This window comes from Aeromicrobium sp. EU05-FHT14F07, from assembly GCF_058790455.1.
Genome location: NZ_JBYTCR010000014.1, coordinates 96,467 through 119,221, shown reverse-complemented (window position 1 = coordinate 119,221; position 22,755 = coordinate 96,467). Strand labels below are relative to the sequence as shown.

16 protein-coding genes and 1 tRNA gene are annotated in these 22,755 nt (G+C 73.1%); 9 read left to right on the top strand and 8 right to left on the bottom strand.

All coding sequences use genetic code 11. The annotated features are described in order from the left end of the window. Window positions 1-6,853, bottom strand: a 6,853-nt coding sequence (locus tag AC3WRM_RS13210; RefSeq protein WP_492270930.1) for an SDR family NAD(P)-dependent oxidoreductase, incomplete at its 3' end; no start/stop codon positions are given. Window positions 6,854-7,042: 189 nt separating this feature from the next. On the opposite strand from AC3WRM_RS13210, the gene AC3WRM_RS13205 reads away from it, so the two are divergent. Genes AC3WRM_RS13205 through AC3WRM_RS13195 form a run of 3 tightly spaced genes read left to right on the top strand, consistent with a single transcriptional unit; the run spans window position 7,043 to window position 9,995 of the window. Further along, entirely contained in the window at window positions 7,043-7,990 is a 948-nt protein-coding gene (locus AC3WRM_RS13205; protein ID WP_492248298.1) for an NAD-dependent epimerase/dehydratase family protein, read from the top strand. Window position 7,991: 1 nt separating this feature from the next. Beyond that, window positions 7,992-9,242 carry an activator-dependent family glycosyltransferase gene (locus tag AC3WRM_RS13200; RefSeq protein ID WP_492248297.1) on the top strand — a complete coding sequence of 417 codons (1,251 nt, stop codon included), beginning with the start codon at window positions 7,992-7,994 and terminating at the stop codon, window positions 9,240-9,242. A 36-nt stretch (window positions 9,243-9,278) separates the two neighbouring features. Then, window positions 9,279-9,995 carry a class I SAM-dependent methyltransferase gene (locus AC3WRM_RS13195; protein WP_492248296.1) on the top strand — a complete coding sequence of 239 codons (717 nt, stop codon included), beginning with the start codon at window positions 9,279-9,281 and terminating at the stop codon, window positions 9,993-9,995. A 10-nt stretch (window positions 9,996-10,005) separates the two neighbouring features. Here the strand turns inward: AC3WRM_RS13195 and AC3WRM_RS13190 are convergent, their stop codons facing one another. After that, entirely contained in the window at window positions 10,006-11,244 is a 1,239-nt protein-coding gene (locus AC3WRM_RS13190; protein WP_492248295.1) for an FAD-dependent monooxygenase, read from the bottom strand. Window positions 11,245-11,385: 141 nt separating this feature from the next. Here AC3WRM_RS13190 and AC3WRM_RS13185 point away from each other — a divergent pair, with 141 nt between their 5' ends. Genes AC3WRM_RS13185 through AC3WRM_RS13165 form a run of 5 tightly spaced genes read left to right on the top strand, consistent with a single transcriptional unit; the run spans window position 11,386 to window position 15,989 of the window. Beyond that, complete coding sequence (locus tag AC3WRM_RS13185; RefSeq protein WP_492248294.1) at window positions 11,386-12,489, top strand: alpha/beta hydrolase; 1,104 nt, start codon at window positions 11,386-11,388, stop codon at window positions 12,487-12,489. After that, complete coding sequence (locus AC3WRM_RS13180) at window positions 12,486-13,886, top strand: flavin monoamine oxidase family protein (protein ID WP_492248293.1); 1,401 nt, start codon at window positions 12,486-12,488, stop codon at window positions 13,884-13,886. The genes AC3WRM_RS13185 and AC3WRM_RS13180 overlap by 4 nt, the downstream gene beginning before the upstream one ends. Then, the gene (locus AC3WRM_RS13175) at window positions 13,883-14,368 is read left to right on the top strand and encodes an SRPBCC family protein (protein ID WP_492248292.1); all 486 of its coding nucleotides are present in this window, start codon (window positions 13,883-13,885) and stop codon (window positions 14,366-14,368) included. Before AC3WRM_RS13180 ends, AC3WRM_RS13175 begins: the two co-directional genes overlap by 4 nt. Continuing rightward, window positions 14,365-15,036 (top strand): class II aldolase/adducin family protein, encoded by a 672-nt coding sequence (locus AC3WRM_RS13170; RefSeq protein WP_492248291.1) that lies wholly within the window; start codon window positions 14,365-14,367, stop codon window positions 15,034-15,036. The genes AC3WRM_RS13175 and AC3WRM_RS13170 overlap by 4 nt, the downstream gene beginning before the upstream one ends. Then, window positions 15,033-15,989 (top strand): carbohydrate kinase family protein, encoded by a 957-nt coding sequence (locus AC3WRM_RS13165; RefSeq protein ID WP_492248290.1) that lies wholly within the window; start codon window positions 15,033-15,035, stop codon window positions 15,987-15,989. Before AC3WRM_RS13170 ends, AC3WRM_RS13165 begins: the two co-directional genes overlap by 4 nt. A gap of 190 nt (window positions 15,990-16,179) precedes the next feature. Here the strand turns inward: AC3WRM_RS13165 and AC3WRM_RS13160 are convergent, their stop codons facing one another. From AC3WRM_RS13160 to AC3WRM_RS13135, 6 genes are all read right to left on the bottom strand, one after another. After that, entirely contained in the window at window positions 16,180-16,791 is a 612-nt protein-coding gene (locus AC3WRM_RS13160; protein WP_492248289.1) for a TetR/AcrR family transcriptional regulator, read from the bottom strand. 38 nt (window positions 16,792-16,829) lie between these two features. Continuing rightward, on the bottom strand, window positions 16,830-17,234 hold the full coding sequence (locus AC3WRM_RS13155) for a hypothetical protein (protein WP_492248288.1): 405 nt from the start codon (window positions 17,232-17,234) through the stop codon (window positions 16,830-16,832). 117 nt (window positions 17,235-17,351) lie between these two features. Next, a tRNA-Ser gene (locus AC3WRM_RS13150) sits at window positions 17,352-17,436 on the bottom strand. 50 nt (window positions 17,437-17,486) lie between these two features. Then, a complete protein-coding gene (locus AC3WRM_RS13145; RefSeq protein ID WP_492248287.1) occupies window positions 17,487-18,551 on the bottom strand; it encodes a hypothetical protein in 1,065 nt (354 codons plus the stop codon). Then, window positions 18,548-19,342: a carbon-nitrogen hydrolase family protein gene (locus AC3WRM_RS13140; protein WP_492248286.1), complete on the bottom strand. Its 795-nt coding sequence runs from the start codon at window positions 19,340-19,342 to the stop codon at window positions 18,548-18,550. The genes AC3WRM_RS13145 and AC3WRM_RS13140 overlap by 4 nt, the downstream gene beginning before the upstream one ends. Before the next feature lie 90 nt (window positions 19,343-19,432). After that, a complete protein-coding gene (locus tag AC3WRM_RS13135) occupies window positions 19,433-20,893 on the bottom strand; it encodes a cryptochrome/photolyase family protein (protein ID WP_492248285.1) in 1,461 nt (486 codons plus the stop codon). Window positions 20,894-21,734: 841 nt separating this feature from the next. On the opposite strand from AC3WRM_RS13135, the gene AC3WRM_RS13130 reads away from it, so the two are divergent. Then, complete coding sequence (locus AC3WRM_RS13130) at window positions 21,735-22,706, top strand: NAD(P)H-quinone oxidoreductase (protein ID WP_492248284.1); 972 nt, start codon at window positions 21,735-21,737, stop codon at window positions 22,704-22,706. Window positions 22,707-22,755: the final 49 nt, after the last annotated feature.

Below are 22,755 nucleotides of genomic sequence, written 5' to 3'. Positions count from 1 at the left end.
CCACCACAGCCCACACCCGACGCCCCTCACGCCGCGCCACCGACAACCGCTGCACCGCCACGAACGCCGACCCCTCGCCGAGGCCGAAGCCATCAGCCGCCGCCGAGAACGGCTTGCACCGACCATCCGCAGCCAACGCACCCTGACGCGAGAACTCCACAAACACCTCAGGCCCCGCCATCACCGACACACCACCCGCCACCGCCAGATCACACTCACCCGACCGCAACGCCCCCACCGCCAGGTGCAACGCCACCAACGACGACGAACACGCCGTGTCCACCGTGATCGCCGGCCCCTCCAGACCCAGCACATACGCCACCCGCCCCGACACCACGCTGGCGGTGGTCCCGGTCAGGCGGTACCCCTCGAGGTCGCCGCCGTCCTGCACGGCACCCGTCCCGTACCCCTGGTGCGAGTGCCCCACGAAGACGCCGGTCCGGGTGCCCCGCAACGAGTCCGGAGCGATGCCGGCGTGCTCGAGCGTCTCCCACACCGACTGCAGGGCGTGGCGCTGCTGCGGGTCCATCGCCAACGCCTCCCGCGGCGAGATCCCGAAGAACGCCGCATCGAAGTCGCCGGCACCGTCCATGAAGTTGCCGCGGGCGACGCCGCCGCGCGCCAGCTCCTCGACGGTCCAGCTCCGGTCGTCGGGGGCGTCCGTCGCCGTCGTCGCCCCGTCGACCACGAGGTCCCAGAGAGACTCCGGTCCGTCGACACCGCCGGGCAGCCGACACCCCATGCCCACGACCACGATCGGGTCCTCGTCGTCCCTCTCGACGCTCTCCCGCTCCGGGCCGACGGACTGCTCCGACAGACCCAGCTGCTCCGCGAGGTGCGCGGCGAGGCGCCGCACCGTCGGGTGGTCGAAGACGATCGTGGTGGGCAGGCGCACCCCCGTCGTCGCGCCGAGCGCGTTGCGCAGCTCCAGCGCCGACAGCGAGTCCACCCCGAGCCGCGCGAAGGGCTGGTCCACGTCGATGGCGTCTGCCGACTCGTGCCCCAGCACGTCCGCGACCCGGTCTCGCACGAGTGCCGTCACCGCGTCGCGGTCCGCCGGACGGCCTCCGCGTGCCGGCTCGTCCGCGGTGCGCGCAGCCTGGACAGCGTCCGGGCCGCGCTCAGCGAGGTCGTCGAAGAGACGGGTCGGCCGGAGCGCGGTGTAGGCGGCCACGAACCGCCTCCACTCGATCTCCATGACGAGCGGTGCCGCGTCGGCCCGGTCCAGGGCCGAGACGAGCGAGGCCGTCGCGTCGCGCGGGTCCATCTGCAGCACGCCGTGGCGGCGGAACCGCTCAGCGACCGGACCCTCGGCCATTCCACCGCCGGCCCACGTGCCCCACGACACCGACATCGCCGGACGTCCGACGCGCCGGCGTTCGTGCGCGAGCGCGTCGAGGACCGCGTTGCCGGGCGCGTACCCACCGAGCCCCGGTGTTCCGAACGCCGAGGCGAACGAGGAGAACAGGACGAAGTCGTCCAGCTCCACGTCCCGGGTCAGTGCATCCAGGTGCAGCGCTCCCAGGACCTTCGCGCGGTTGGACCGTTCGATGCGCTCGGCGGTCAGCTCGGTCACGACGGCGTCGTCCAGGGTCGCCGCCGCGTGGAAGACCGAGGACAGAGGGAGGTCGTCGCCAATGTCGGAGAGCACCTGCTCGAGAGCGTCCCGGTCGGCGACGTCACACGCGCGGAGGTCGACCTGTGCCCCTGCGACCTCCAGCTCGCGCACCAGGTCACCCGCCCCCTCCGCCTGGGGACCGCTACGGCTCAGCAGCACCAGCCGCTGCGCACCCCGGCTGGCCAGCCACCGCGCGACCTGACGCCCGACACCGCCGGTCGCCCCCGTGACGAGGACGGTCCCGCGCGGGCGCCACTGCTGCGTCGCGGGTGTCGTGACGCGCACCCATCGACGTACCCAGGGTCCCGACAGGCGCAACGCCAGGTGGTCCTCCCCGTCGTCGGCGGCGAGGACGGCCCCGAGCTGCGCGACGGCGTCCTCGGCGTCGATGCCGGGCAGGTCCATGAGACCTCCCCACACGGTCGGGTTCTCGAGCCCGACGATCCTCCCGATGGCCCAGGAGGCTCCGTGGCCGAGCGTCCGCAGACGCTCGTGGGGGCTCGTGGCGACCGCTCCGCTGGTGACCCACCACAGCCGCGCCGATGAGTCGGACGCCACGACGGCTCGCACCGCGCCCAGCAGGTCGTCGATCACGGGCGACGACAGCGGGGAGCCCGCGTCCTCGGACGCGTCGACGGCCAGCAGGCTCACCATCCCCGTGACGTCCGAGGTGCCTTCGAGCCCCGCCGCGACCTCCTGCTCCGCCCCTCCCGGGGGAACCGCCCAGCGCTCGACCCGTGCGCCGCGGCGTGCCAGCGCCTCCTCCGCCGTGGCCAGGAAGGACTGCTTCAGATCTGGACGGTGCAGCAGCACCCACGTGCCTCGCAAGCGCGCGTGGGGGTCGATGGCACCGGGATGCCAGGCGATCCGGTAGCTACGGGGGTCCGGAGGTGCCGCGCCCGCCCCGTCTCCCGAGGACGGCGACCACCAGACGCGGCGGCGTTCGAAGGGGTAGGTGGGCAGCTGGACGGGCACCGCCCCCGAACCCCGGAACGTCTCGCGCCAGTCGACGGGCACGCCGGCGACGAAGGCTCGCGCGAGCGAGGACGCCAGCTCGTCGGGCCCACCGTGGCCGCGGCGCAGCGTACTGATCGTGACGACGTCGTGCCCGTGGGCCTCCGCGGTCTGCTCGACGGCCGTCGTCAGGATCGGGTGCGCACTGATCTCGACGAACGTCCCCCAACCGCCGTCGACGAGCGACTGCACCGCGTCGGAGAACCGCACGGTGCTGCGGAGGTTGTCGAACCAGTACCGGGGACCCAGGTCCCCCGGGCCTACCCATCGGCCCGTGACGGTCGACAGCATCGGGACGGCGCCGGGCAGAGGTCGAGGCGCCGGCGACAGGCCCTCGAGCACCTCCCCCTCGATGTCGTCGACGTGGCGGGAGTGCGAGGCATAGTCCACGGGCAGCCGCGTGGTCCGGATCCCGTCGGCCGCGCACTCCGCGACCAGGAGGTCGAGCACGTCTCGGTCACCGGCCACGACCACGGAGGAGGGGCTGTTCACCGAGGCGACGTCCAGACGGTCACCGAGGCGGGCACGGACCTCCTCCAAGGGCGCGGCGATCGAGACCATGGCGCCCCGACGCGGCATGGCGGCTATCGCGAGGCTGCGACGTGCGACGATGCGGGCGGCGTCCTCCAGCGTGAGCAGGCCCGCCACGCAGGCTGCTGCGATCTCGCCCTGGGAGTGTCCCACCACGGCGGCGGGCTCCACACCCTGAGCACGCCACGTGGCGGCCAGGGACACCATCACGGCGAACAGGACCGGTTGCACGTGGTCGACCCGCTCCGTCGACAGCGCACCTGCCGAGCCGGCCTGCGCCGCCTCGCCGCGCAGGAACTCGACCACGTCGAGGTCCAGGTGCGGCCGGAGCGCGCGTGCGCACTCGCGCATGGCCTGGGCGAAGACGGGGGTCGTGTCGAGCAGCTCGACGGCCATGCCCGCCCACTGCCATCCCTGGCCGGGGAAGACGAAGACCGGTCGGGCCACCCCGTCGACGACACCGGATGCCGCTCGTGAGGTGCCATCGGCGACGGCGCGCAGGGACTCGACCACCCGCTCGGGTGACGAGACCAGTCCGACCCGGTGCCCGAGCGGGGACCGCCCCGTCGCGAGCGTGCGGGCCACGTCGACCGGATCGAGCTGCGGGTGCTCCTCGAGGTGGTCCGCGAGGCGTGCGGCCTGAGCCCCGACCGCCTCCCGCGACGCTCCTGACAGCACCCAGGGGAAGGCCGCCGGGCCGCGGTGCGACGTGGTGGTCGAGGAGGCGGGTCCAGGAGCCTCCTCCAGCACGGCGTGCACGTTGGTGCCACTGATCCCGAACGAGGACACCCCCGCACGCCGGGGGCGCTCGCCGCGCTGCCAAGGCGTGGGTCGCTGCACCAGCTCGAGGACCCCCTCGGACCAGTCGATCTCCGTGGACGGCTCGGCGGCGTGCAGCGTCGGCGGGACCAGGTCGTGGTTCAGGGCCAGGACCAGCTTCATGAGGCCCACCACGCCGGCGGCCGCCTGGGTGTGCCCGATGTTCGACTTCACGGACCCGAGCAGCAGCGGCCGCTGGCGTCCGTCTCCGTAGGCGTCCTGCAGGGCCGACGCCTCGATCGGATCGCCCAGTCGCGTCCCGGTCCCGTGCGCCTCCACGACGTCGACGTCGGCTGCGGCGATCCCCGCGTCTGCGAGCGCGTCCCGCACCACGCGCACCTGTGCGCGGCCGTTCGGGGCCGACAGTCCGTTGCTCGCGCCGTCCGAGTTCATGGCGGTGCCACGCACCACGGCGAGGACGGGATGGCCGTGACGACGGGCGTCACTCAACCGCTCGAGCACGACCATCCCGGCGCCCTCGGCCATGCCGAACCCGTCCGCCGCCGCGGAGAAGGCCTTCGAGCGGCCGTCGGGGGCGAGCGAGCCCATCCGGCTGAAGTCCACGAGCATGCCCGGCGTCGGCATGATCGTGGCCCCGCCCACGAGGGCCAGCGGGGTCTCTCCCCGTCGCAGCGACGCGCACGCGAGGTGCACCGCGGCCAGGGACGACGAGCACGCCGTGTCGACGGTCAGCGCGGGGCCCTCGAGCCCGAGCGTGTACGCGATCCGCCCCGACGCGACGCTCGACGTCGTGCCGGTCATCAGGTAGCCCTCGACACCCCTCCCGCCGTCGGCGAGCCTTGGGCCGTACTCCTGAGGAATCAGTCCCACGAAGACGCCGGTGCGCGTGGCTCGCAACGAGTCCGGTGCGATCCCTGCCCGCTCCAGCACCTCCCACGAGAGCTCGAGGAGCACCCGCTGCTGGGGGTCCGTCGCGAGCGCCTCTCGCGGCGACAACCCGAAGAACGCAGGGTCGAAGTCGGCGACGGCACGCAGGAAGCCACCGCTGCGCTGGACGGTGGTGCCGGACCGGGTGGTGTCCGGGTGCAGCAGGGCAGCCACGTCCCAGCCTCGGTCCGCCGGGAGACCGTCGACGACGTCGCGACCGCCTGAGAGCACCTCCCAGAAGTCCTCCGGCGTCGCCACGCCGCCCGGGAGCCGACACGCCATCGCGACGACGGCGATCGGCTCGTCGTCGTGGCGCGAGGCGGGCGCTGGACGGTGGGGCGCGGGACGGTCGACCGCTCCGGCCAACGCGTCGCCGAGCGCGCCCGGGGTCGGGAAGTCGTAGAACCACGTGATGGGCAGGTCGCGGCCGAGCGCCGCGGCGAGCTGGGTCCTGAGCTGGGCCACGAGCACGGAGTCGAGCCCCATCTCGAGGAACGTCTCGTCGGAGCGCACGGCACGGCCAGCCACCGTGGCGGCCTCGGCTCGTACGACCGCCACGACGTCGTGCGGGGCCGAGGGCGCCGGACCACGGCCGTCCTGCGCGAGTCCGCCGTCGGTCCTCGGGAGGTCGCCCAGCGGCGCGGGAACGGGGACGGCGGAGGGCTCGACGTCCGAGCAGGACGCCGACCAGTCGACCGCCGTGCCGCCGACCCAGACCTGGGCCAGCGAGTGCAGGAACCGGCCCAGCCCTCCGACGTCGCGCTGCAGGGTCGACACCACCTGCGCGGCGGAACCCTCGGCCTCGACGACCTGACGCGTGACGGCGGCGAGCACGGGGTGCGGACTGACCTCGACGAAGGTTCCCGCTCCTTCGGCGAGAGCGACCTCGACGGCCCGGTCGTACCGGACAGGCTCGCGGAAGCATCGCGCCCAGTGGGCACCGGTGAGGTACGGACCCTCGACACGGCCACCCGCGACGCTGGAGACGAACGGCAGGTCGAGCGGCGCCGGCTCCAGGCCTGTGAAGGCGGCGGCGAGGTCCGCGGCCACGGCGTCGACCTGGCGGGAGTGAGCCGCCATCTCGACGGCGATGACCTGGGCACGGACACCCTCGTCCCGCAGCTGGGCCACGCGGGTCCGGACCGTCGCAGGATCTCCCGCCAGCAGCACCGACGTCGGACCGTTGACGCCGGCCACCTCGAGGTCAGGGTCCTGCCACCGGGCGAGCCGCGCCCGCACGTCGTCGAGCGCGAGGCCGACCGACGCCATGTCGCCCACGCCGACCAGCGGCATCATCGCGCGACTCCAGCGAGCAGCGGCACGTGCCCCGTCCGCAGGCGAGAACGCCCCGGCCACCTGCGCGGCGGCGAGCTCGCCGATGCTGTGGCCCACCACGAGGTCCACCTCGACACCGTGCGCTCGCCACAGCTCGGCGAGCGACGTCTGCACCGCGAAGAGTGCAGGTTGGACCACCTCGACCGCTCGCAGCCTCTCCACCGAGTCGAGAGCGTCGTCGGGCCAGGCGGGGTGCTCCTCGGCGACCACCGACAGGGACCGCGCCATGGCCTCGTCGAACACCGGCGACTGCTCGCGGAGGAGCGAGCCCATGCCCGGCCACTGCGCACCCTGCCCGGGGAAGACCAGCGCAGTCGCGCCGGGGTCGCGTCGCGGTTCGCCCTGCACGAGACGCGGGTCCGGGCGTCCTGCGACGAGCGCCTCCAGCACCTCCAGGAGGTCCTCGTGCGTGGCGCCGGCGTCGAGGACCAGCACGGCACGATGACCGTCAGGGACGGGGGCGGCGACCTGCGCCGCCAGCGCGGCGCCGAGGGCACGTAGGTCACCCAGCTGACCGTCGACCACCGCTCTGCGAACTCCCAGGGCGAGCGCACGCACGGCATCACGGTCGGCACCGGCCAGGGGAAGGGCCAGCGGAGCGTCGGACGGCACGTCGAGCGCTCGGACGTCGGCGGTGGCGCGGTCCACGGGCAGACTCCTCGGGCTCCAGGGGTTCGTCCGGGCTGCACGACCGCCCGTGCGACGCCAGCAAACCAGACGGGAAGCGGCGGGACAAACTGAGCAGGTGACGTTCGGATGAATGCTCGCCCCCGTCCGGCGGCGTCCCGAGAATCCGGTACGGTGTTCTCGTTCGCGAGCGCGACACGGGGGGAAGGCATGCCGGACGACCTGGGACAGGACCCGGTGATCGCGCTGCTCGGAGCGTCCGGCTACGTCGGCGGAGACCTGCTGGCGGCGCTGCCGCGACACGCCTCCCGGGTGGTCGCAGTCTCGCGGTCAGGGGTGCGCCCGAGCGACCACGTGGTCGACCGCCGCCTCGACCTCGCCGTGCCGGGTTCGGCAGCGCTCGCGGTGCGCGAGGCGTCCGTCGTCGTCCACGCCGCCGCGTACGGCACCGAGGGGTCGACCTGGCGAGATGCCGAGAACCCGGCGTCGGACCGCATCAACGTCGAGGCGGTCCGCGAGCTCGTCGAGGTCCTCTCCGAGCGCCGGGAGGCGCCTCTCCTCGTCTACCTCAGCTCTGTGCAGGCCGGGGCCCCGGAACGCGTCAGCCGCTACGCCGAGCAGAAGATCGAGGTCGAGCACCTGCTCGAGCGGGCTGGCAGGGAGGGCGTCGTCCGTTCCGTCGTCCTGCGCCTGCCGACGATCTACGGAGTCGCCCGACCGACCGGCCAGACCGGACGTGGGGTCGTGGCGGCGATGGCACGCAAGGCCCTCGAGGGCAGCGGGCTCACGCTCTGGAACGACGGGGCAGTCCGTCGGGACCTGCTGCACGTGCATGACGCCACCCGTGCCGTGCTGACCTCGCTGGAGCACCAGAGTGACCTGGTGGGCGGGGTCTGGGAGCTCTCCTCGGGCCGCACCCGACCGCTGCGCACCGTGTTCGAGGCCATCGCCCACGCCACCGGCGCGATCACCGGGTTGCCTCCCGTGCCGGTGCTCAGCGTCCCCGCCCCCGCGCACGCGGCCGTCAACGACTTCCGAGACGACGCGGCCAGCGACGGCCGGTTCACGGCGATCACCGGGTGGTCGCCGCAGGTCAGTCTCGAGGACGGGGTCCGCGGGGTCGTCGAGGCCCTCCACGAGAAGACCGAGGTCCGGTGAGGTGAAGGTCCTGTTCACCTCGTTCGCGCACCGCACCCACTTCCAGGGACTGGTGCCGCTGGCCTGGGCCCTCACCCTGGCTGGCCACCAGGTCCGCGTCGCGAGCCAACCCGCGCTCGTGGACGACATCACCGCGGCCGGCCTCGTCGCGGTCCCCGTCGGTACGGACCACCGCCTGTTCGAGATCGACACCGTCGAGGCGGGTGAGGTCCACCGCTACTCCACCGGCCTGGACTTCGCGGGACGTCACGACGAGCTGCACTCGTGGGACTTCGTGCTCGGCCTGGAGTCGGTGAACGCTCGTTTCGTGTTCCCTCGGGTGAACAACCCCGAGTTCGTCGCCGACCTCGTCGCGCACGCCCGACAGTGGCGACCGGACCTCGTGCTGTGGGAGCCGTTCACCTTCGCCGGCGGCGTCGCGGCGCGCGCCAGCGGAGCGGCGCACGCGCGGGTCGCGTGGGGCACCGATCTCACCGGCTACTTCCGAACGCGGTTCCTCGAGCTGAGGAACCGCCGGGAGGACCACGACCGACCCGATCCTCTCTCCGACTGGCTCGGCCGCCTTGCCTCCGACCACGGCGTCGACGCCTCAGAGGACCTCGCCCTCGGCCAGTGGACCATCGAGCAGCTGCCGACGCGCTTCCGCCTCGACTCCGCCCTCGACACCATGTCCGGGACCCTGGTCCCCTACAACGGCCGCTCGCAGGTGCCTGCCTGGCTGGAGGACGGCGTCCGTCGACGTGTCGTCATCACCGGCGGCTTCTCCGGCTTCGGCCACGGGATCGACCTGGTCGACCTCCTGGCGCACCTGGCCGACCTCGATCACGAGATCGTGGTCACGCGCTCCGGACTGTCGACCCGCGACGTACCGGCCAACGTCCGTCTCGTCGACTTCGTCCCGATGAACGTGCTCCTGGGGGCCTCCGACCTCGTGGTGCACCACGGCGGCGCGGGAACGTGGGCGTCCGCGCTGCACCAAGCCGTTCCCCAGGTAGCCGTCGCGCACGAGTGGGACTGCCTCCTGCGCGGCCAGCAGATCGCGGATGCCGGCGCCGGTCTCTCCCTCGACCCGCAGCGGACGGATGCCGACGCCCTGGCGGCGGCGGTGCGCACCGTCCTCGACGACGCCCAGTTCGGCCTGCGCGCCCGCGTCCTGCGCGACGAGCTGCGGTCCGAGCCCTCGCCTCTCGCCGTCGCGCAGGAGATCGAACGACGCACCGTCGCCGCACGTGCAATCCCCCTCGACGCCTGATCGAACGTCCACCGTCCCGAACGCCAGGAGGAGCCCGTGTACGAAGGAGAGTTCGCAGAGCTCTACGACCAGTTCTACGAGGCTCGAGGAAAGGACTACGCCGCGGAGGCCGCTGCTGTGGCCGACCTGGTCAGGGCGAGGGCACCGCAGGCCGAGTCCCTTCTCGACGTCGCGTGCGGGACGGGAAGTCATCTCGAGCCGCTCGCCCGGAAGTTCGCCCGCGTCGAGGGACTGGAGCTCTCGCCCGCGATGATCGAGGTGGCTGCCCGGCGTCACCCGATGCTCGCCATCTCACAGGGCGACATGCGCTCGATCGACCTGCCCCGGCGCTTCGACGCGGTGACGTGCATGTTCAGCTCGATCGGCCACATGGCCGACGTCGAGGAGCTGGACTCCGCCGTCGCGTCCTTCGCCCGCCACCTGGCGCCTGGGGGCGTCGTGGTCGTCGAGCCGTGGTGGTTCCCGTCGACCTTCCTCAGTGGCTACGTCGCGGCCGACGTCGTCCGCGCGGGTGAGCGCACGATCTCCCGGGTCTCGCACTCCGTGCGCGACGGCCGCGTGTCACGGCTCGACATCCACTGGCTGGTGGCGGAACCCTCCACCGGCGTGCGGCACGAGACGGAGCAGTACGAGATCACCCTGTTCGACCGGCAGGAGTATCAGGATTCGTTCGGCCGGGCGGGCCTCGACGTCGAGTACCTCGAGGGAGGACCGTCCGGCCGAGGTCTGTTCGTCGGGCAGCACGCCGGCTGAGGCGACGACGTCACGCAGCACGCCTCTGGCGCTGGAGGGGCGCATACTCGGGCAGCTCAGGCTCACGATCGCGTGACGGGAGGAGCCTGCGCTGCAGCACGCTACTGAGCGGCCGCGACGCCGCGAGTCTCGCGATCGTGTTGAGCACCCGGACGCCGGCCCGTGTCGACGGGTGCATCAGCCGACCACCGCCCGGCGGCAGGGTCTGCGCGTCGTCGACGTATTCGCGCAGCAGGCGCTCGTACCGCTCGAACGCCCGCCGTGGCGACTCCCCGAGGCTGACGCTGCGATCCAGCTCGCCCGCCAGCACGTGCGCGCCGACCAACGCGAGCGTGGTGCCCATCCCGGTCGGGCCCGAGCCCCACGCGGCGTCGCCGAGGAACGCGACTCGACCCTCGCTCCACGTCGGGAGCACGATCTGCGCGAACCGCTGGGCGTAGAGCTCCTCCGGGTGCTGCGCGAAGCCGTCCAGGACGCGCTCGGTCTGCCACCCGGCGCCCTCGAAGCGCTCCCGCAGCACCGTGAGCTGAGCGTCGGTGTCGAGCCGCTCGAACCCGAACGGCTCGCACGCGAAGGTGAGCGTGGCCCGGATCGTGCCGACGTCGTCGGGCCGCAGGGTGACGGACCGACCGCGCGGGGCGGTGTACCAGTCCCAGAAGTCGGTGTCGTCGGGCCTGCGGTCGATCGTGCCGTAGGCCATCGAGACGCCGGCGTCGCGGACCTCGGTGCGCTCGCCCATGACGAGCCGGCGGGTGCGCGACCCGCGCCCCTCGGCGACGAGGAGCAGGTCGTACCGCTCCCGCGTGCCGTCGGCCAGCTCGACGTCGACGCCGTCGGCGTCCTGCGCCACGGCGGTCACGTACGTTCCCCACCGTTGGTCCACCGCGGCCGGCAGGGTGCCGAGCACGATCTGCGACAGGCGTCCGCGGAGGATCTCGATCTCGGCGGTGGGTCCGTCGACGTCGGCACCCTCCTGCTTCGGCAGGACGGAGACCGGTGTGCCGTCCGGGCCGATGAAGCGGGTGCCGTCCTCCCCGGTCAGGTGTGCGAGCACCTCCTCCTCGACGCCCATCCGGCGCAGCACCTGCCGGCCGAGTCCGCGGACGTCGATGTTCTGGCCCGTCGTGCGCGGCTCGGGCGAGCGCTCCACGAGCGTCACGGCGAAGCCGGCGCGCGACAGCCCCCACGCGAGGGCGGGGCCGGCGATGCTCGCACCGGTGACGAGCACGGTGGGGCGGGTGGCGGACATCGGGGCTCCTTCGTCGCGTGGGTTCACTTCACGGTGAAGTCTTCGGTGGCGACCCGCATGCCCAACGAGGCCCGTCGCAGAACATCGGACAGATGTCCGATGTTGGGTGTACCCTGGCTCACACGCCAGCGAGGGAGCCCCATGTCCGAGAACCAGTCGACCCACCGACCCCTGTCCGACCGGGTCGCGCGCCGCGTGGTGCGCACGCTCGGTCGCCTGCCGCGGCCGCTCAAGCGCGCCATCGCCGGGAGGCCGATCACGATCGACGGGCAGACGCTCGACGTCGAGGCGCAGGTCGGGGTGCGGCTGCTGAACCTCGCCGTCGGCGAGACGTTCGAGACGCTGCCCGTCGAGGAGGGGCGCCGCCAGATCGACGGCGAGGCCTGGGTGTTCGGCTACGAGTACCCCGTGCACGACGTGCGCGACCTCGTGCTCCCCGGCCCCAGCGGCGACCTGCCCGCCCGGATCTACCGGCCCGCCGGGCTCCCCGCCCTCTCGGCCGGCCTCGTCTACTTCCACGGGGGCGGCTGGGTGCTGGGCGACCTCGGCTCCGCCGACTCCGTCTGCCGCTACCTCGCCGACACGGCCGGCATCACCGTCGTGTCCGTCGACTACCGCCTCGCCCCCGAGCACCCCTTCCCCGCCGGCGTCGACGACGCGGTCGCCGCGTTCCGTCACGTCGTCGCCCACGCGACCGACCTCGGCATCGACCCGTCGGCCGTCGCCGTCGGCGGCGAGAGCGCGGGCGGCAACCTGACGGCCGTCGTCTCCCTGGTCAGCGCCCAGGAGGCGCGCACGGACCCGGCGGTGCCGGTGCCCGCCTTCCAGCTGATGTTCATGCCGGTCACCGACCTGACCACCAAGCACCGCTCGTACGAGCTCTTCAGCGACGGGTTCTTCCTCAGCGACGCCCAGATGGACTGGTACAAGGCGCACTACCTCACCGATCCCGCCCAGGCCCACGACCCGCGCGTCTCACCGCTCCTCGCCCTCGACCTGGAGGGACTGCCGCCCGCCCACGTCGTCGTCGCCGGCTTCGACGTGCTGCGCGACGAGGGCGAGGCCTACGCCACCCGGCTGCTCGAGGCCGGCGTGCCCACCACGCTCACCCGTCAGGAGGGCATCGTCCACGGGCTGGTGAACGCCACCGGCGTCGGCACCGTCGCCCGTCGCGTGCTCGACGAGGCCGCCGGCCAGCTGCGCAAGCGGCTCGTGCCGCTCGCCACGGGGGAGGCCGTCCGATGACCGCGCGGGAGCATCGCACCGTCGACGTCGTGGTGGTCGGCGCCGGACTCGCCGGGCTCACCGCGGCCCGACGTCTGCAGGAGCGGGGGCGTTCCGTCCTGGTGCTGGAGGCGCGCGACCGGGTCGGCGGCCGCACTCTCAACCACGACCTGGGCGACGGGCAGGTGGTCGAGTCCGGCGGCCAGTTCGTCGGCCCCACGCAGGACCGCGTGCTCGCCCTGGCCGCCGAGCTGGGCGTCGAGACGTTCCGCGCCCACGACGTCGGCGACACCGTGTACGTGCACGGGAGGACGGTGCGCCGGTTCGGCGGGGACATCCCTCCGGCCTGGACCACCCTCCCCGACCTCGGTCTCCTCATGGCCCGGCTCGACCGTGCGGTGCAGCGCATCGACGTCGACGCCCCGTGGCGCTCCCCCGACGCCCGCCGCCTCGACTCCATGACCACGGAGTCGTGGGCGCGGTCGTTGTCGCTCGGCGGCGGCGCCGTGGAGGTGCTCGAGATCCTGCTCGGCTCCGCGTACGGCACGACGGCCGCAGAGGCGTCGGCGCTGTTCACCCTCTGGTACGTGGCCGGCGCGGGCGACGAGACGCACCGCGGCACGCTCGACCGCATGATCGGCGTCGACGGCGGCGCGCAGGAGTCGCGGTTCGTCGGCGGCTCCCACCGGATCTCGGCGCTGCTCGCCGCCGACCTCGGCGACGCGGTGGTGCTCGACGCGCCGGTGCGGCGGATCGCGCAGGACGCCACCCGTGCACGGGTGAGCACCGACCACCTCGACGTCGACGCGCAGCACGTCGTGGTCGCCGTGCCCCCGCACCTCGTGGCCGGCATCGACCTCGAGCCCGCCCTCCCCGCCCCGCAGGCCGAGCTGTTCCGACGCATGACGTTCGGGACGCTCATGAAGTGCGAGGCCGTGTACGACGAGCCGTTCTGGCGCGAGGACGGCCTCTCCGGCCAGGGCCTGTTCCGTGGCGACGCGGAGCCGGTCTGCTCGATGTTCGACAACACCCCGCCGTCCGGTGCACCAGGGGTGCTCATGGGCTTCCTCGGCGCACACGCCTGGAAGACGTGGGCCGACCGGCCGGCGGAGCAGCGGCGCGGGGCGGTGCTGCGCAGCTTCGCGCGCGTCGTCGGGCCCAGGGCGCTGGAGCCCGTCGACTACTGGGAGCAGGACTGGACCACCGAGACCTGGACCCGCGGCGGACCCACCGCCGTGCTCGCGCCCGGCGTGCTCACCGAGCTCGGACCCTGGCGCGACGTGCCGCACGGCCGCGTCCTCTGGGCGGGCGCCGAGCACGCCACCTACTGGAACGGCTACATGGACGGCGCCGTCCGCACCGGCGAGGCCGCCGCCGTCCTCATCACCCGCACCACCCCGCAGGAGGAGACCGCATGAGCCAGCACCGCGTCCGCACCGAGCGCCGCATCGACGCCCCCGTCGACGACGTCTGGGCCGTCGTCGACGACACCTCCCGCTACGCCGAATGGGTCGACGGCTGCCTCGAGGTGACCCACCACCACGGGAGCGCCACGGTCGGCAGCACGTACGGCGAGCGGAACAGCACCCTCGGGCCGCTCACCGCGACGACGACGTGGACCGTGCTCGAGGTCGAGCCGCGCGCGCGTCGCGTCGATGCCGGCGACGGCCTGGCGCCCCTGCGGGACGTCCGCAACGTCTTCACGTTCACGCCGACCTCGGACGGCCGCGGCACGCTGATGACCTACGAGGTCACCTTCCGCCTGGCGCTCGGCCCAGTGATCGGCCCAGTGCTGGCAGCCGTCCTCGGCCGGACCCTGCCGCAGGAGTTCCAGCGCTCGATGCACAACCTCGACACGCTGCTCCGCTCGGAGCGGCCGCTGCCCCGCGAGACCCGATGAGCGGCGCCGAGGCCGACGACCCCCGCGAGGCGCTCGCCGCCGCGGCCCGCGAGCTGGCCGACGTCGGCCTGCTCGTCGGCACCGCCGGCAACGTGTCGGCGCGGGTCGGCGACGACCGCGTGCTCGTCACCGCCACCGGGGTGGTGCTGGGACGGTGCACTGCCGACGACGTCGTCGAGACCGACCTGTCCGGCACCGTCGTCTCGGGCCGACTCAAGCCGACGTCGGAGCTGACGCTGCACCTCGACGTCTACCGTCGCACGTTCGCCCGAGCCTGCGTGCACACCCACTCGCCCGCAGCGACCGCCGTGGCCTGCGCCCCCGCGCGGTTCGGTTCGATGCCGGTGCTGCACTACCAGCAGATCCTGCTCGGCGGCGAGATCCGCGTGGCCCCGTACGCCACCTTCGGCACGCCCGAGCTGGCCGAGCACGTGCTCGCCGCGCTCGACGGGCGGCAGGCGGCGCTCATGGCGCACCACGGCGCCGTCGCCCTCGGGCAGGACCTGCGCGCGGCAGTCGACCACGCCCTGCTCGTCGAGTGGCTGGCCGAGCTGCTGCTGCGCGTGAGTCAGGTGTCCGAGCCCGTGCCCCTGACCGAGGACCAGCAGCTCGCGGTCATCACCCAGGCGCTGGAGCGCCACTACGGAACCGTCCAGGAGAACCCATGACCACCACGTCCCCCACCCCCGCCGCCGCGACCGTGACCGTCGCCGCCGTCGGCGTGCACGTGCTCGACGCGCACGCGGTCGGCATCGAGTCGGTCCCCGAGGGCTCCGAGGGCCAGCTCGTGCAGTCGATCCGGCTGTCCGCCGCCGGCACCGCCGGCGGCGCCGCCCTGGTGCTGAGCCGCCTCGGCGCGCACGTCCGGTCCTACGGCGCGGTCGGCGCCGACGCGGCCGGCCGCACCCTGCGCTGGCTGCTGGAGGACGAGGGAATCGACGTGACGGGCCTGGCCACCCACCCGACCGAGCAGACGTCGACGTCGGTGATCCCGGTGCGTCCGAACGGCGACCGTCCGGCCTGGCACGTCATCGGCGCGAACGGCGGCCTCACCCTGCCCGACGTCGCCGACCTCGCGGGCGTCGACCACGTGCACCTGGGCGGGCCGGAGTTCGTCGGCGGACCGGCCGCGGGCGAGCTCCTCGCCGCGGCGCGGGCCGCCGGCATGACGACGTCGATCGACGTGCTCGCCCCCGGCGACCCCGGGATGCTCGAGTGGATCCAGGACGCCCTTCCGCACTGCGACGTGCTGCTGCCGAACGACGAGCAGGTGCTCGGGTTCACGGGTGCCACCGACCTGGTCGAGGGCGCACGCGCGCTGCTGGCGAAGGGCGTCGGCTGCGTCGCGGCGACGGCCGGCGAACGCGGGGCCGTGGTGGTCACGGCCGACGAGGTGGTCGAGGTGCCGGCCTTCGCGATCGACGTCGTCGACACCACGGGCTGCGGCGACGCGTTCTCGGCGGGCTTCCTCCTCGGGCGCGCCACGGGTCGCTCCGCGGAGGAGTCGGCCCGGCTGGGCTGCGCGGTCGCCGCCCAGGTGGCACAGGGTCTCGGCACCGACGCCGGCTCCTACGACCTCGCCTCCGTCGACGCGTTCGCCGCCTCCACGCCCACCCGCTGAGCACCCGTCCGTGGACCACCGTCGGCGGGAGGCGCCGGGAGCGTCAGCGACAGCCAGGCGAGCCGGTCGAGGGCGGCCGCGGAGGTCGCGTCGGGGTCGAGCAGGCTCTGCCCCACGACACCGCGGTGCACCATCGCCGCGTGGACGTGCCAGTACGTCGCGATCAGCCTGCTCGTGCTGGGCTGACCGCTCAGTCCCAGTCGGGGCCGAGGTGCATGGCCCCGAGCCGGCGCAGCGCGTCGCGGCGCACGTCGGCGTCGTCGGGTCGGGGCGCCGCGACGGAGAGCAGCGCGAGGCCGTCGAGCAGCGCCACGAGCTGCCGCGCGGCCAGCCGCGGCTCGTCGACCTCCAGCGCCTCGAACACGGCGGCCGCGGTGTCCTCGTACACCCCGACGATGCGCTGCACGGCAGCCCGCAGCTCGGGTCGGCGCGTGGTGGCGAGGTATGCCTCGAACTGGGCGACCAGCGGCCCGGGACGCTGCACCGACATCAGCTCGATGAGCCGCTCCACCGCCTCGCGCCGGGAGCCGCCCTCGGCGTCCCGCAGCTGCGTGATGAGCGCGTCCGCGCCGGCCACGACGTCCTCGGCGATCTTCGTGACGGCCTCGCCGATCAGATGGTCGAGGGAGTCGAAGAAGTACGACGTCGTCGACAGCGGCACGCCGGCGGCAGCGGCCACGGACCGGTGCGTGACGCCCTCGATGCCCCGCCGCTCGATCACCTCGATCGTGGCGGCGACGACCTCCGCGCGCCGCTGGTGGCCGCGCGCGTAGTGGGAGCGCGGCTTCGACGTCGAGGTCACGGGACGAACCTACCGCTCGACGACCGCGACGACCGGCGTCACTCGAAGCGTCGGTACCCGTGGGCCGTGTTCATCCGGTCGTACACCTCGCGCACCAGCTCCGGCGAGCGTCGACCGACGGACGCCAGCGGGATGCGCACCGCCCACTGCTCCGCGCCCTCCTCGCCCAGCGCGAGGAGCAGCGCCCCGTCGCGCAGGGTCACGTCGTCGACGTCGACCCACCGCTCACGCGCCCGACGCGTGCGGATGCCGTGCTCGTCGAGCCGCGCCACCGTCGGCGGGCGCAGCGCGAGCAGCGCGGCCGCCACCAGCAGCACCACCGTGGCCACCCCCGCGAGCGCCGACGTCGCGACGAACGCGACGAAGCCCGTCACCGCGGCGACGACCACGATCACCCCCACCACGGCGAGGACGGGTGCGCGGTCGAGTCGGTAGACGGTCATGAGGTCCTTCAGTCTGCCCTACCCCGCTGAGTGTGACGTTTGGGGCCTGATTCGGGGTGTTCAAGGCCCGAAACGTCACACTCAACGGGGTGGGAGGGGCCGCTGCGCGGCGCTGAGCAGAGGGGGCGGGATTCGAACCCGCGGTAGCTCTCGCTACGACCGCTTTCAAGGCGGTTCCGATCGGCCACTCCGGCACCCCTCCACGGCATCCGCCCGGTCAGGACCGGGGCGGCGCCATCGCCGATTCTCGCACTACTTGAGCGGGGCGATCCGGCCAGGCTCCGACCGCAACGTCGGCATCAACGCACGCGACGACCGCGACCCGCGCTCGCGCACCAGCAGGAACCGCGCCGCCAGGCCCACCAGCAGGCCCAGCACCACCGAGTACGCCGTCGACAACGCGATGTACGACGGGTAGGCACCCGGCGACACCAGCGACGTCGTCAGCACGCCCGTGCCGAGCACCGCGAACACCAGCACCCACCAGCCGTCCCGACGCTTCGACCGCAGCGACACGCCCACGATCAGCGCAGGGAAGCCGATGAACACCTCCACCGGCCGGGGCACGCCACCGACCGTCTCGCGCATCCACGTCACCGCGTTGGTGATGCCCTCCACCAACGACTCCGAGCCGTGCGTGCGCACCACGCTGGAGTACGCCAGCAGCACCACGAGCACCATCGCGACACCCGAGATGATCGCCAGGTTCTGCTTGCCGAGCCCGTGCAGACCGGCACCGAGGTTCCACACGAACGCGATCGCGACCGTCAGCGACGCGGCCAGCACCACCAGGTTGAACCGCTGGTACGCGACCGGCGCGTTCCAGGCCGCCACGGCCACCGTGCCGCTCAACGCCACCAGCAACGCGATGGCGAACTCCTTGACCGCGCCGAGAGCGGTCCGAGCGGGCCTCGTCGCGACCACCGCCCAGACGCTCGCCAGGATCGCCGACACCGCCGCCGCCGAGGCGACCAGCAGGTTCACACCCGTCGCGACCGCCGCCACGGCGAGCACCGACGACGCGACCGTCCAGATGCGCATGTGGCCACCGCCGCGGTGCGTCAGGCCGATGCTGAACACCACCAGCAGCAGGGCCGCGCCCACGCGCTCGATCCACTGCGGGTGCGCGACCGCCACGAGCGACGACCCCGCGCCGACCACGCCCACGACCCACGCGACGATCGTGGCCGCGAACGCGTACCGGGTGGCGGTCGGCGACTCCAGCCGCGGCTGACGGACCGGGACGTCGTAGTCGACCGGCACCGACGCGTCGAGCCGACGACGTCCGCCGCTGCTCGTGGCGTGCGTGCGGCTCACCGCTGACCCATCCGTCGGTTCGCGAGCGACGGGTTGACCTCACGGGCTCGCGCGACGTCGGCGGGGTCGATCTCGGCGGTCACCACGGCGTCCTCTCCAGCATCCCCCTCGGCGAGGGTAGTGCCCCAGGCGTCGAGGACGAGGGAGTGTCCGGTGTAGCGCTCGCCGCCCTGCGCGGCCGCGACCACGGGCACGACGTCCTCGACGGCGCGGGCGGCGAGCAGCGTGCGCCAGTGGTGCAGCTTGTGCTCGCCGGCCACCCAGGCGGCGGGCACGACGAACAGCTCCGCCCCCGCGTCGACGAGAGCCCTGCCCAGCTCGGGGAAGCGCAGGTCGTAGCAGGTCATCAGCCCGACGGACGTCGAGGAGCCGTCGGCCGCCGGCACGTCGACGACGACCGGCTCGACGTCGCCGCCGCGCAGCCGCGACGACTCGGTGTAGCCGAACGAGTCGTACAGGTGGATCTTGCGGTACGTGGCACGCAGCGCGCCGTCGGCGTCCAGCACCACGAGCGCGTTGTACGGCAGGTCGTCGGTGCGCTCGAACATGCCGGCCACGACCGTCGCGCCCAGGCGTCGGGCCTGGTCGGCCAGCGTCGCGACGAAGGGCCCGTCGAGCGGCTCGGCGACCGCGGCGAGGTCGTGGTCGGTGGGACCGAAGTCGTGCATCGTCGCCTCGGGCAGGACGACGAGGTCGAGGTCGGCGGGGAGCGCGGCCAGGCGGGCCTCGACGAGGTCCCGGTTCGCGGTGGAGTCGATCGTCGACGCCACCTGCACAGCCGCCACACGCATGCCGTCCAGTGTGACAGGGGCGGACTGAGAGCGGGATGAGACCGGTTCCCGACGGCCTGCGAGGGCCGGGCAGCCCTGCAACGCCGGGCGTCAGTCGTCCAGGAAGGGCGCGGCGGCCCGGGTGTGCGTGGCCTTCGTCGCAGGCTCCATCCCCTCGTAGGAGCGGGCCGTCATGCGCGAGCGCGGGTTCGTCGCGAAGACGTCGAGGTGGTCGCGGACGAACGTCCAGTACAGGCCGTCCCACGCGTCGCACCAGTCGCCCTTCGGCAGGTCGGACATGCGGCGCAGGTACGCCGACCCCGACACGTACGGCTTCGTGGTGACGAGCGGACCCGCCGCGAACTGGCTCATCGCGTACACGTTGGGCACCATCACCCAGTCGTAGGCGTCGACGAAGAGCGTCATGAACCACTCGTAGGCGTCGTCGGGGTCGATGCGCAGCAGGCACATCGCGTTGCCGACGACCATGAGCCGCTCGATGTGGTGCGCGTAGCCGCTCGCCAGGACGCGCTCGAGCACGAGGTCGACCGGCGCGAGACCGGTGGTCGCGTCCCACCAGCCGCTCGCGAGCGGTCGGGTGTGGGCCAGGTGGTTGGTGCTGCGCATGCGTCGTCCGTGGGTGACGTAGACGCCGCGCATGTACTCGCGCCACCCGATGACCTGGCGGACGAAGCCCTCCAGCGACGCGAGCGGCACGTCGTGGTCGTCCGCGTGCGCGAGCACACGGCCGAGGACCTGCCCGGGGGTGAGGAGTCCGATGTTGAGGGCCGGCGTGAGCACCGAGTGGAACACGGTCGCCGACCGGGTCGTGATGGCGTCCTCGTACGGACCGAAGGTCTCGAGCCGCTCCGTCACGAACTGCTCGAGCATGGCGGCGGCCTCGTCGTGGTCGGTGGGCCACGCGAAGGCGTCGACGTCGCCGGGCGCGTCGGGGAACGCCTGCGTGACCCAGCCGACCGCGTCGTCGACCGCGTCGACCCGCTCCGGCCGCGTCACGTCGGGCACGTCGACGCCCTTCGGCAGCTTCTTGCGGTTGTCCTCGTCGAACGACCACTTCCCGCCGACGGGCTGGCCGCCGTCGACGAGGACGTCGAGGCGCTGCCGCTGCCACGCGTAGAAGTGCTGCATGCGCGGACGCCTGCCGCCGAGCTGCTCGCGCACCTGCTCGCGGGTCGTGAGGAAGCAGGGCGTCTCCAGCCACTCCAGCTGGACGCCCACGTCGTCCGCACAGGCCTCGAGGTCGCGCTCGAGCCAGTCGTCGACGACGTCGTAGACGCTCACCTCGTCATCGGCCCGGAACGTGCGGCCCAGGGCCGCACGGCTGGTGGTCCGACCGTCGGTGCTCACCCAGCCGACGTCGTGCCCGGCATCGACGAGCCGCTGCGCGAACCGCTCCATCGACGCCCGGTGCAGCACCAGCTTCTGCGCGTGGAACGCGTACTGCCGGAACAGCAGGTCGTGCTCGACCAGCACGAACGTCGTCCCCCGCGGCACGTCGAGGTGCTCCAGGAACAGCTGGTGGGGCAGCACCAGACGGACGCGTCGGCTCACGCCGCCCACGCTAGGGCGGGGGACGAGGGTCCGCCTGTCCAGTGGGGTGGGGCTGCGTGGGTGCTGACTGTCCTGGCGGTGGGGGTGCGTTGGCGCGGCTTGCTGCTCGGGTGGGGCTGCGTCGGCGCGGCTTCGTGGTCGGGTGGGGCTGCGCCGCTGCGGCTTGTCGTGGAGGTGGTCTCCGAAAGGGCCTCGACTGGGCGGCTGGGCGCGAAGTGGGCTGGGTTCTCGGGCTGCGGCTCGCGTTGGACGCAAGATTCTGCGTTTGCGCGTGCCGGCGGTGGATCTGCCACCTTCTGAGGCCTGTTCAGGTGGCGCATCCACCGCTGAGGGGGCGAGGGGTGTGAAGGATTCTTCTTTCTCGTGGAACATTCCACGAGAAAGAAGAATCCTTCGTCCCCCCAACGTAAAGGGCACCCAAGACTCTGCATTCACGCGAACCAGCTCGAACGCTTCTGCGTTCACGACGGGATCCCGTGGCGAACGCAGACTCCTTGGAGTCCCAGCACACGAACGCAGTATCTTGCGTCCCACAGCGCGGGCCACAGCCCGAGACCCGAAGCCGGCCCCCGCCCAGCCGCCCGGTCGAGGCCCTTTCGGAGCGCAGGACGAGTCGAAGCCGCACCAGCGCACCCCCACCCGAACGGGAAGCCACGCCAGCGCAGCCCCACCCGAACGGGAAGCCGCACCCACGCAGCCCCACCCGAGAGGCAAGCCACGCCGACGCACCCCCACCCGGCCTCGAAGCCGCACCAACGCATCCGCAGGTCGAGAACCCCACCCCCCGTCCGACCCGTGACCGCCGAGGCGGACGTCGGGGCGCGCCGTTAGCCTCGGACGCATGCGTGCTGTCGTGGTTCCGGAGCCGGGAGGGGTCGAGGCCCTGCAGGTCGTCGACATGGAGACGCCTGCGCCGGGGCCCGGTGAGGTGCTGGTGCGGGTCACCGCGGCTGGCGTCAACCGGGCCGACCTGATGCAGCGTCAGGGGTTCTACGACCCGCCGGAGGGTGCGACGCCGGTACTCGGCCTGGAGTGCTCGGGCGACGTGGTCGCGCTGGGCGAGGGGGTCAGCGAGTACACCGTCGGCGAGCACGTCGTGGCGCTGCTGTCCGGTGGCGGCTATGCGGAGTACGTGGCGGTGCCGGTCGGCCAGGTGGCGATGGCACCGCGCGACATCGACCTCGTCGACGCGGCCGGCCTCATGGAGGTGGCCGCCACCGTGTGGTCGAACGTGTTCATGATGGCCAAGCTGCAGCACGGCGAGACGCTGCTGGTGCACGGTGGTGCGAGCGGCATCGGGACGATGGCGATCCAGCTGGCGAAGGCGTTCGGCGCGCGGGTCGTCGTCACCGTCGGCAGCGAGGAGAAGGCGGCGTTCTGCCGCGACCTGGGTGCCGACCTGGTCGTCAACTACCGCGAGACCGAGTTCGTCGACGCGCTCGACGAGGCGGGGCTCAAGGCCGACGTCATCCTCGACATCATCGGCGCCAAGTACCTCGACCAGAACGTCCGCGCACTGAACACCGCCGGACGCCTCGTCGTCATCGGGCTGCAGGGCGGCGTGAAGGGCGAGCTGAACCTCAACCGGCTCCTCATGAAGCGGGCCGCGGTGATGGCGACGTCGCTGCGTGCCCGACCCACGCAGGAGAAGGCCGCGATCGTGTCGGCGATGGTGGCCCAGGTCTGGCCGCTGGTCGCCGAGGGGACCGTGCGTCCGATCATCCACGCCCGGCTGCCGCTGGAGCAGGTGCGCGACGCCCACCAGCTGCTCGAGGACTCCTCGCACACCGGCAAGGTGCTGCTGACGCTCTGAGCGGCGCGTGGCCGAGGGGTGCGTGTCGGCGTGCTCTCCTAGGGTGGAG

What these genes read in the sequence shown, in the direction of transcription:
- AC3WRM_RS13185 (WP_492248294.1), top strand. Translation starts at nt 11,386, where the DNA reads ATGTCCGAGAACCAGTCGACCCACCGACCCCTGTCCGACCGGGTCGCG.
- AC3WRM_RS13165 (WP_492248290.1), top strand. Translation starts at nt 15,033, where the DNA reads ATGACCACCACGTCCCCCACCCCCGCCGCCGCGACCGTGACCGTCGCC.
- AC3WRM_RS13175 (WP_492248292.1), top strand. Translation starts at nt 13,883, where the DNA reads ATGAGCCAGCACCGCGTCCGCACCGAGCGCCGCATCGACGCCCCCGTC.
- AC3WRM_RS13155 (WP_492248288.1), bottom strand. Translation starts at nt 17,234, where the DNA reads ATGACCGTCTACCGACTCGACCGCGCACCCGTCCTCGCCGTGGTGGGG.
- AC3WRM_RS13140 (WP_492248286.1), bottom strand. Translation starts at nt 19,342, where the DNA reads ATGCGTGTGGCGGCTGTGCAGGTGGCGTCGACGATCGACTCCACCGCG.
- AC3WRM_RS13205 (WP_492248298.1), top strand. Translation starts at nt 7,043, where the DNA reads ATGCCGGACGACCTGGGACAGGACCCGGTGATCGCGCTGCTCGGAGCG.
- AC3WRM_RS13170 (WP_492248291.1), top strand. Translation starts at nt 14,365, where the DNA reads ATGAGCGGCGCCGAGGCCGACGACCCCCGCGAGGCGCTCGCCGCCGCG.
- AC3WRM_RS13130 (WP_492248284.1), top strand. Translation starts at nt 21,735, where the DNA reads ATGCGTGCTGTCGTGGTTCCGGAGCCGGGAGGGGTCGAGGCCCTGCAG.
- AC3WRM_RS13180 (WP_492248293.1), top strand. Translation starts at nt 12,486, where the DNA reads ATGACCGCGCGGGAGCATCGCACCGTCGACGTCGTGGTGGTCGGCGCC.
- AC3WRM_RS13190 (WP_492248295.1), bottom strand. Translation starts at nt 11,244, where the DNA reads ATGTCCGCCACCCGCCCCACCGTGCTCGTCACCGGTGCGAGCATCGCC.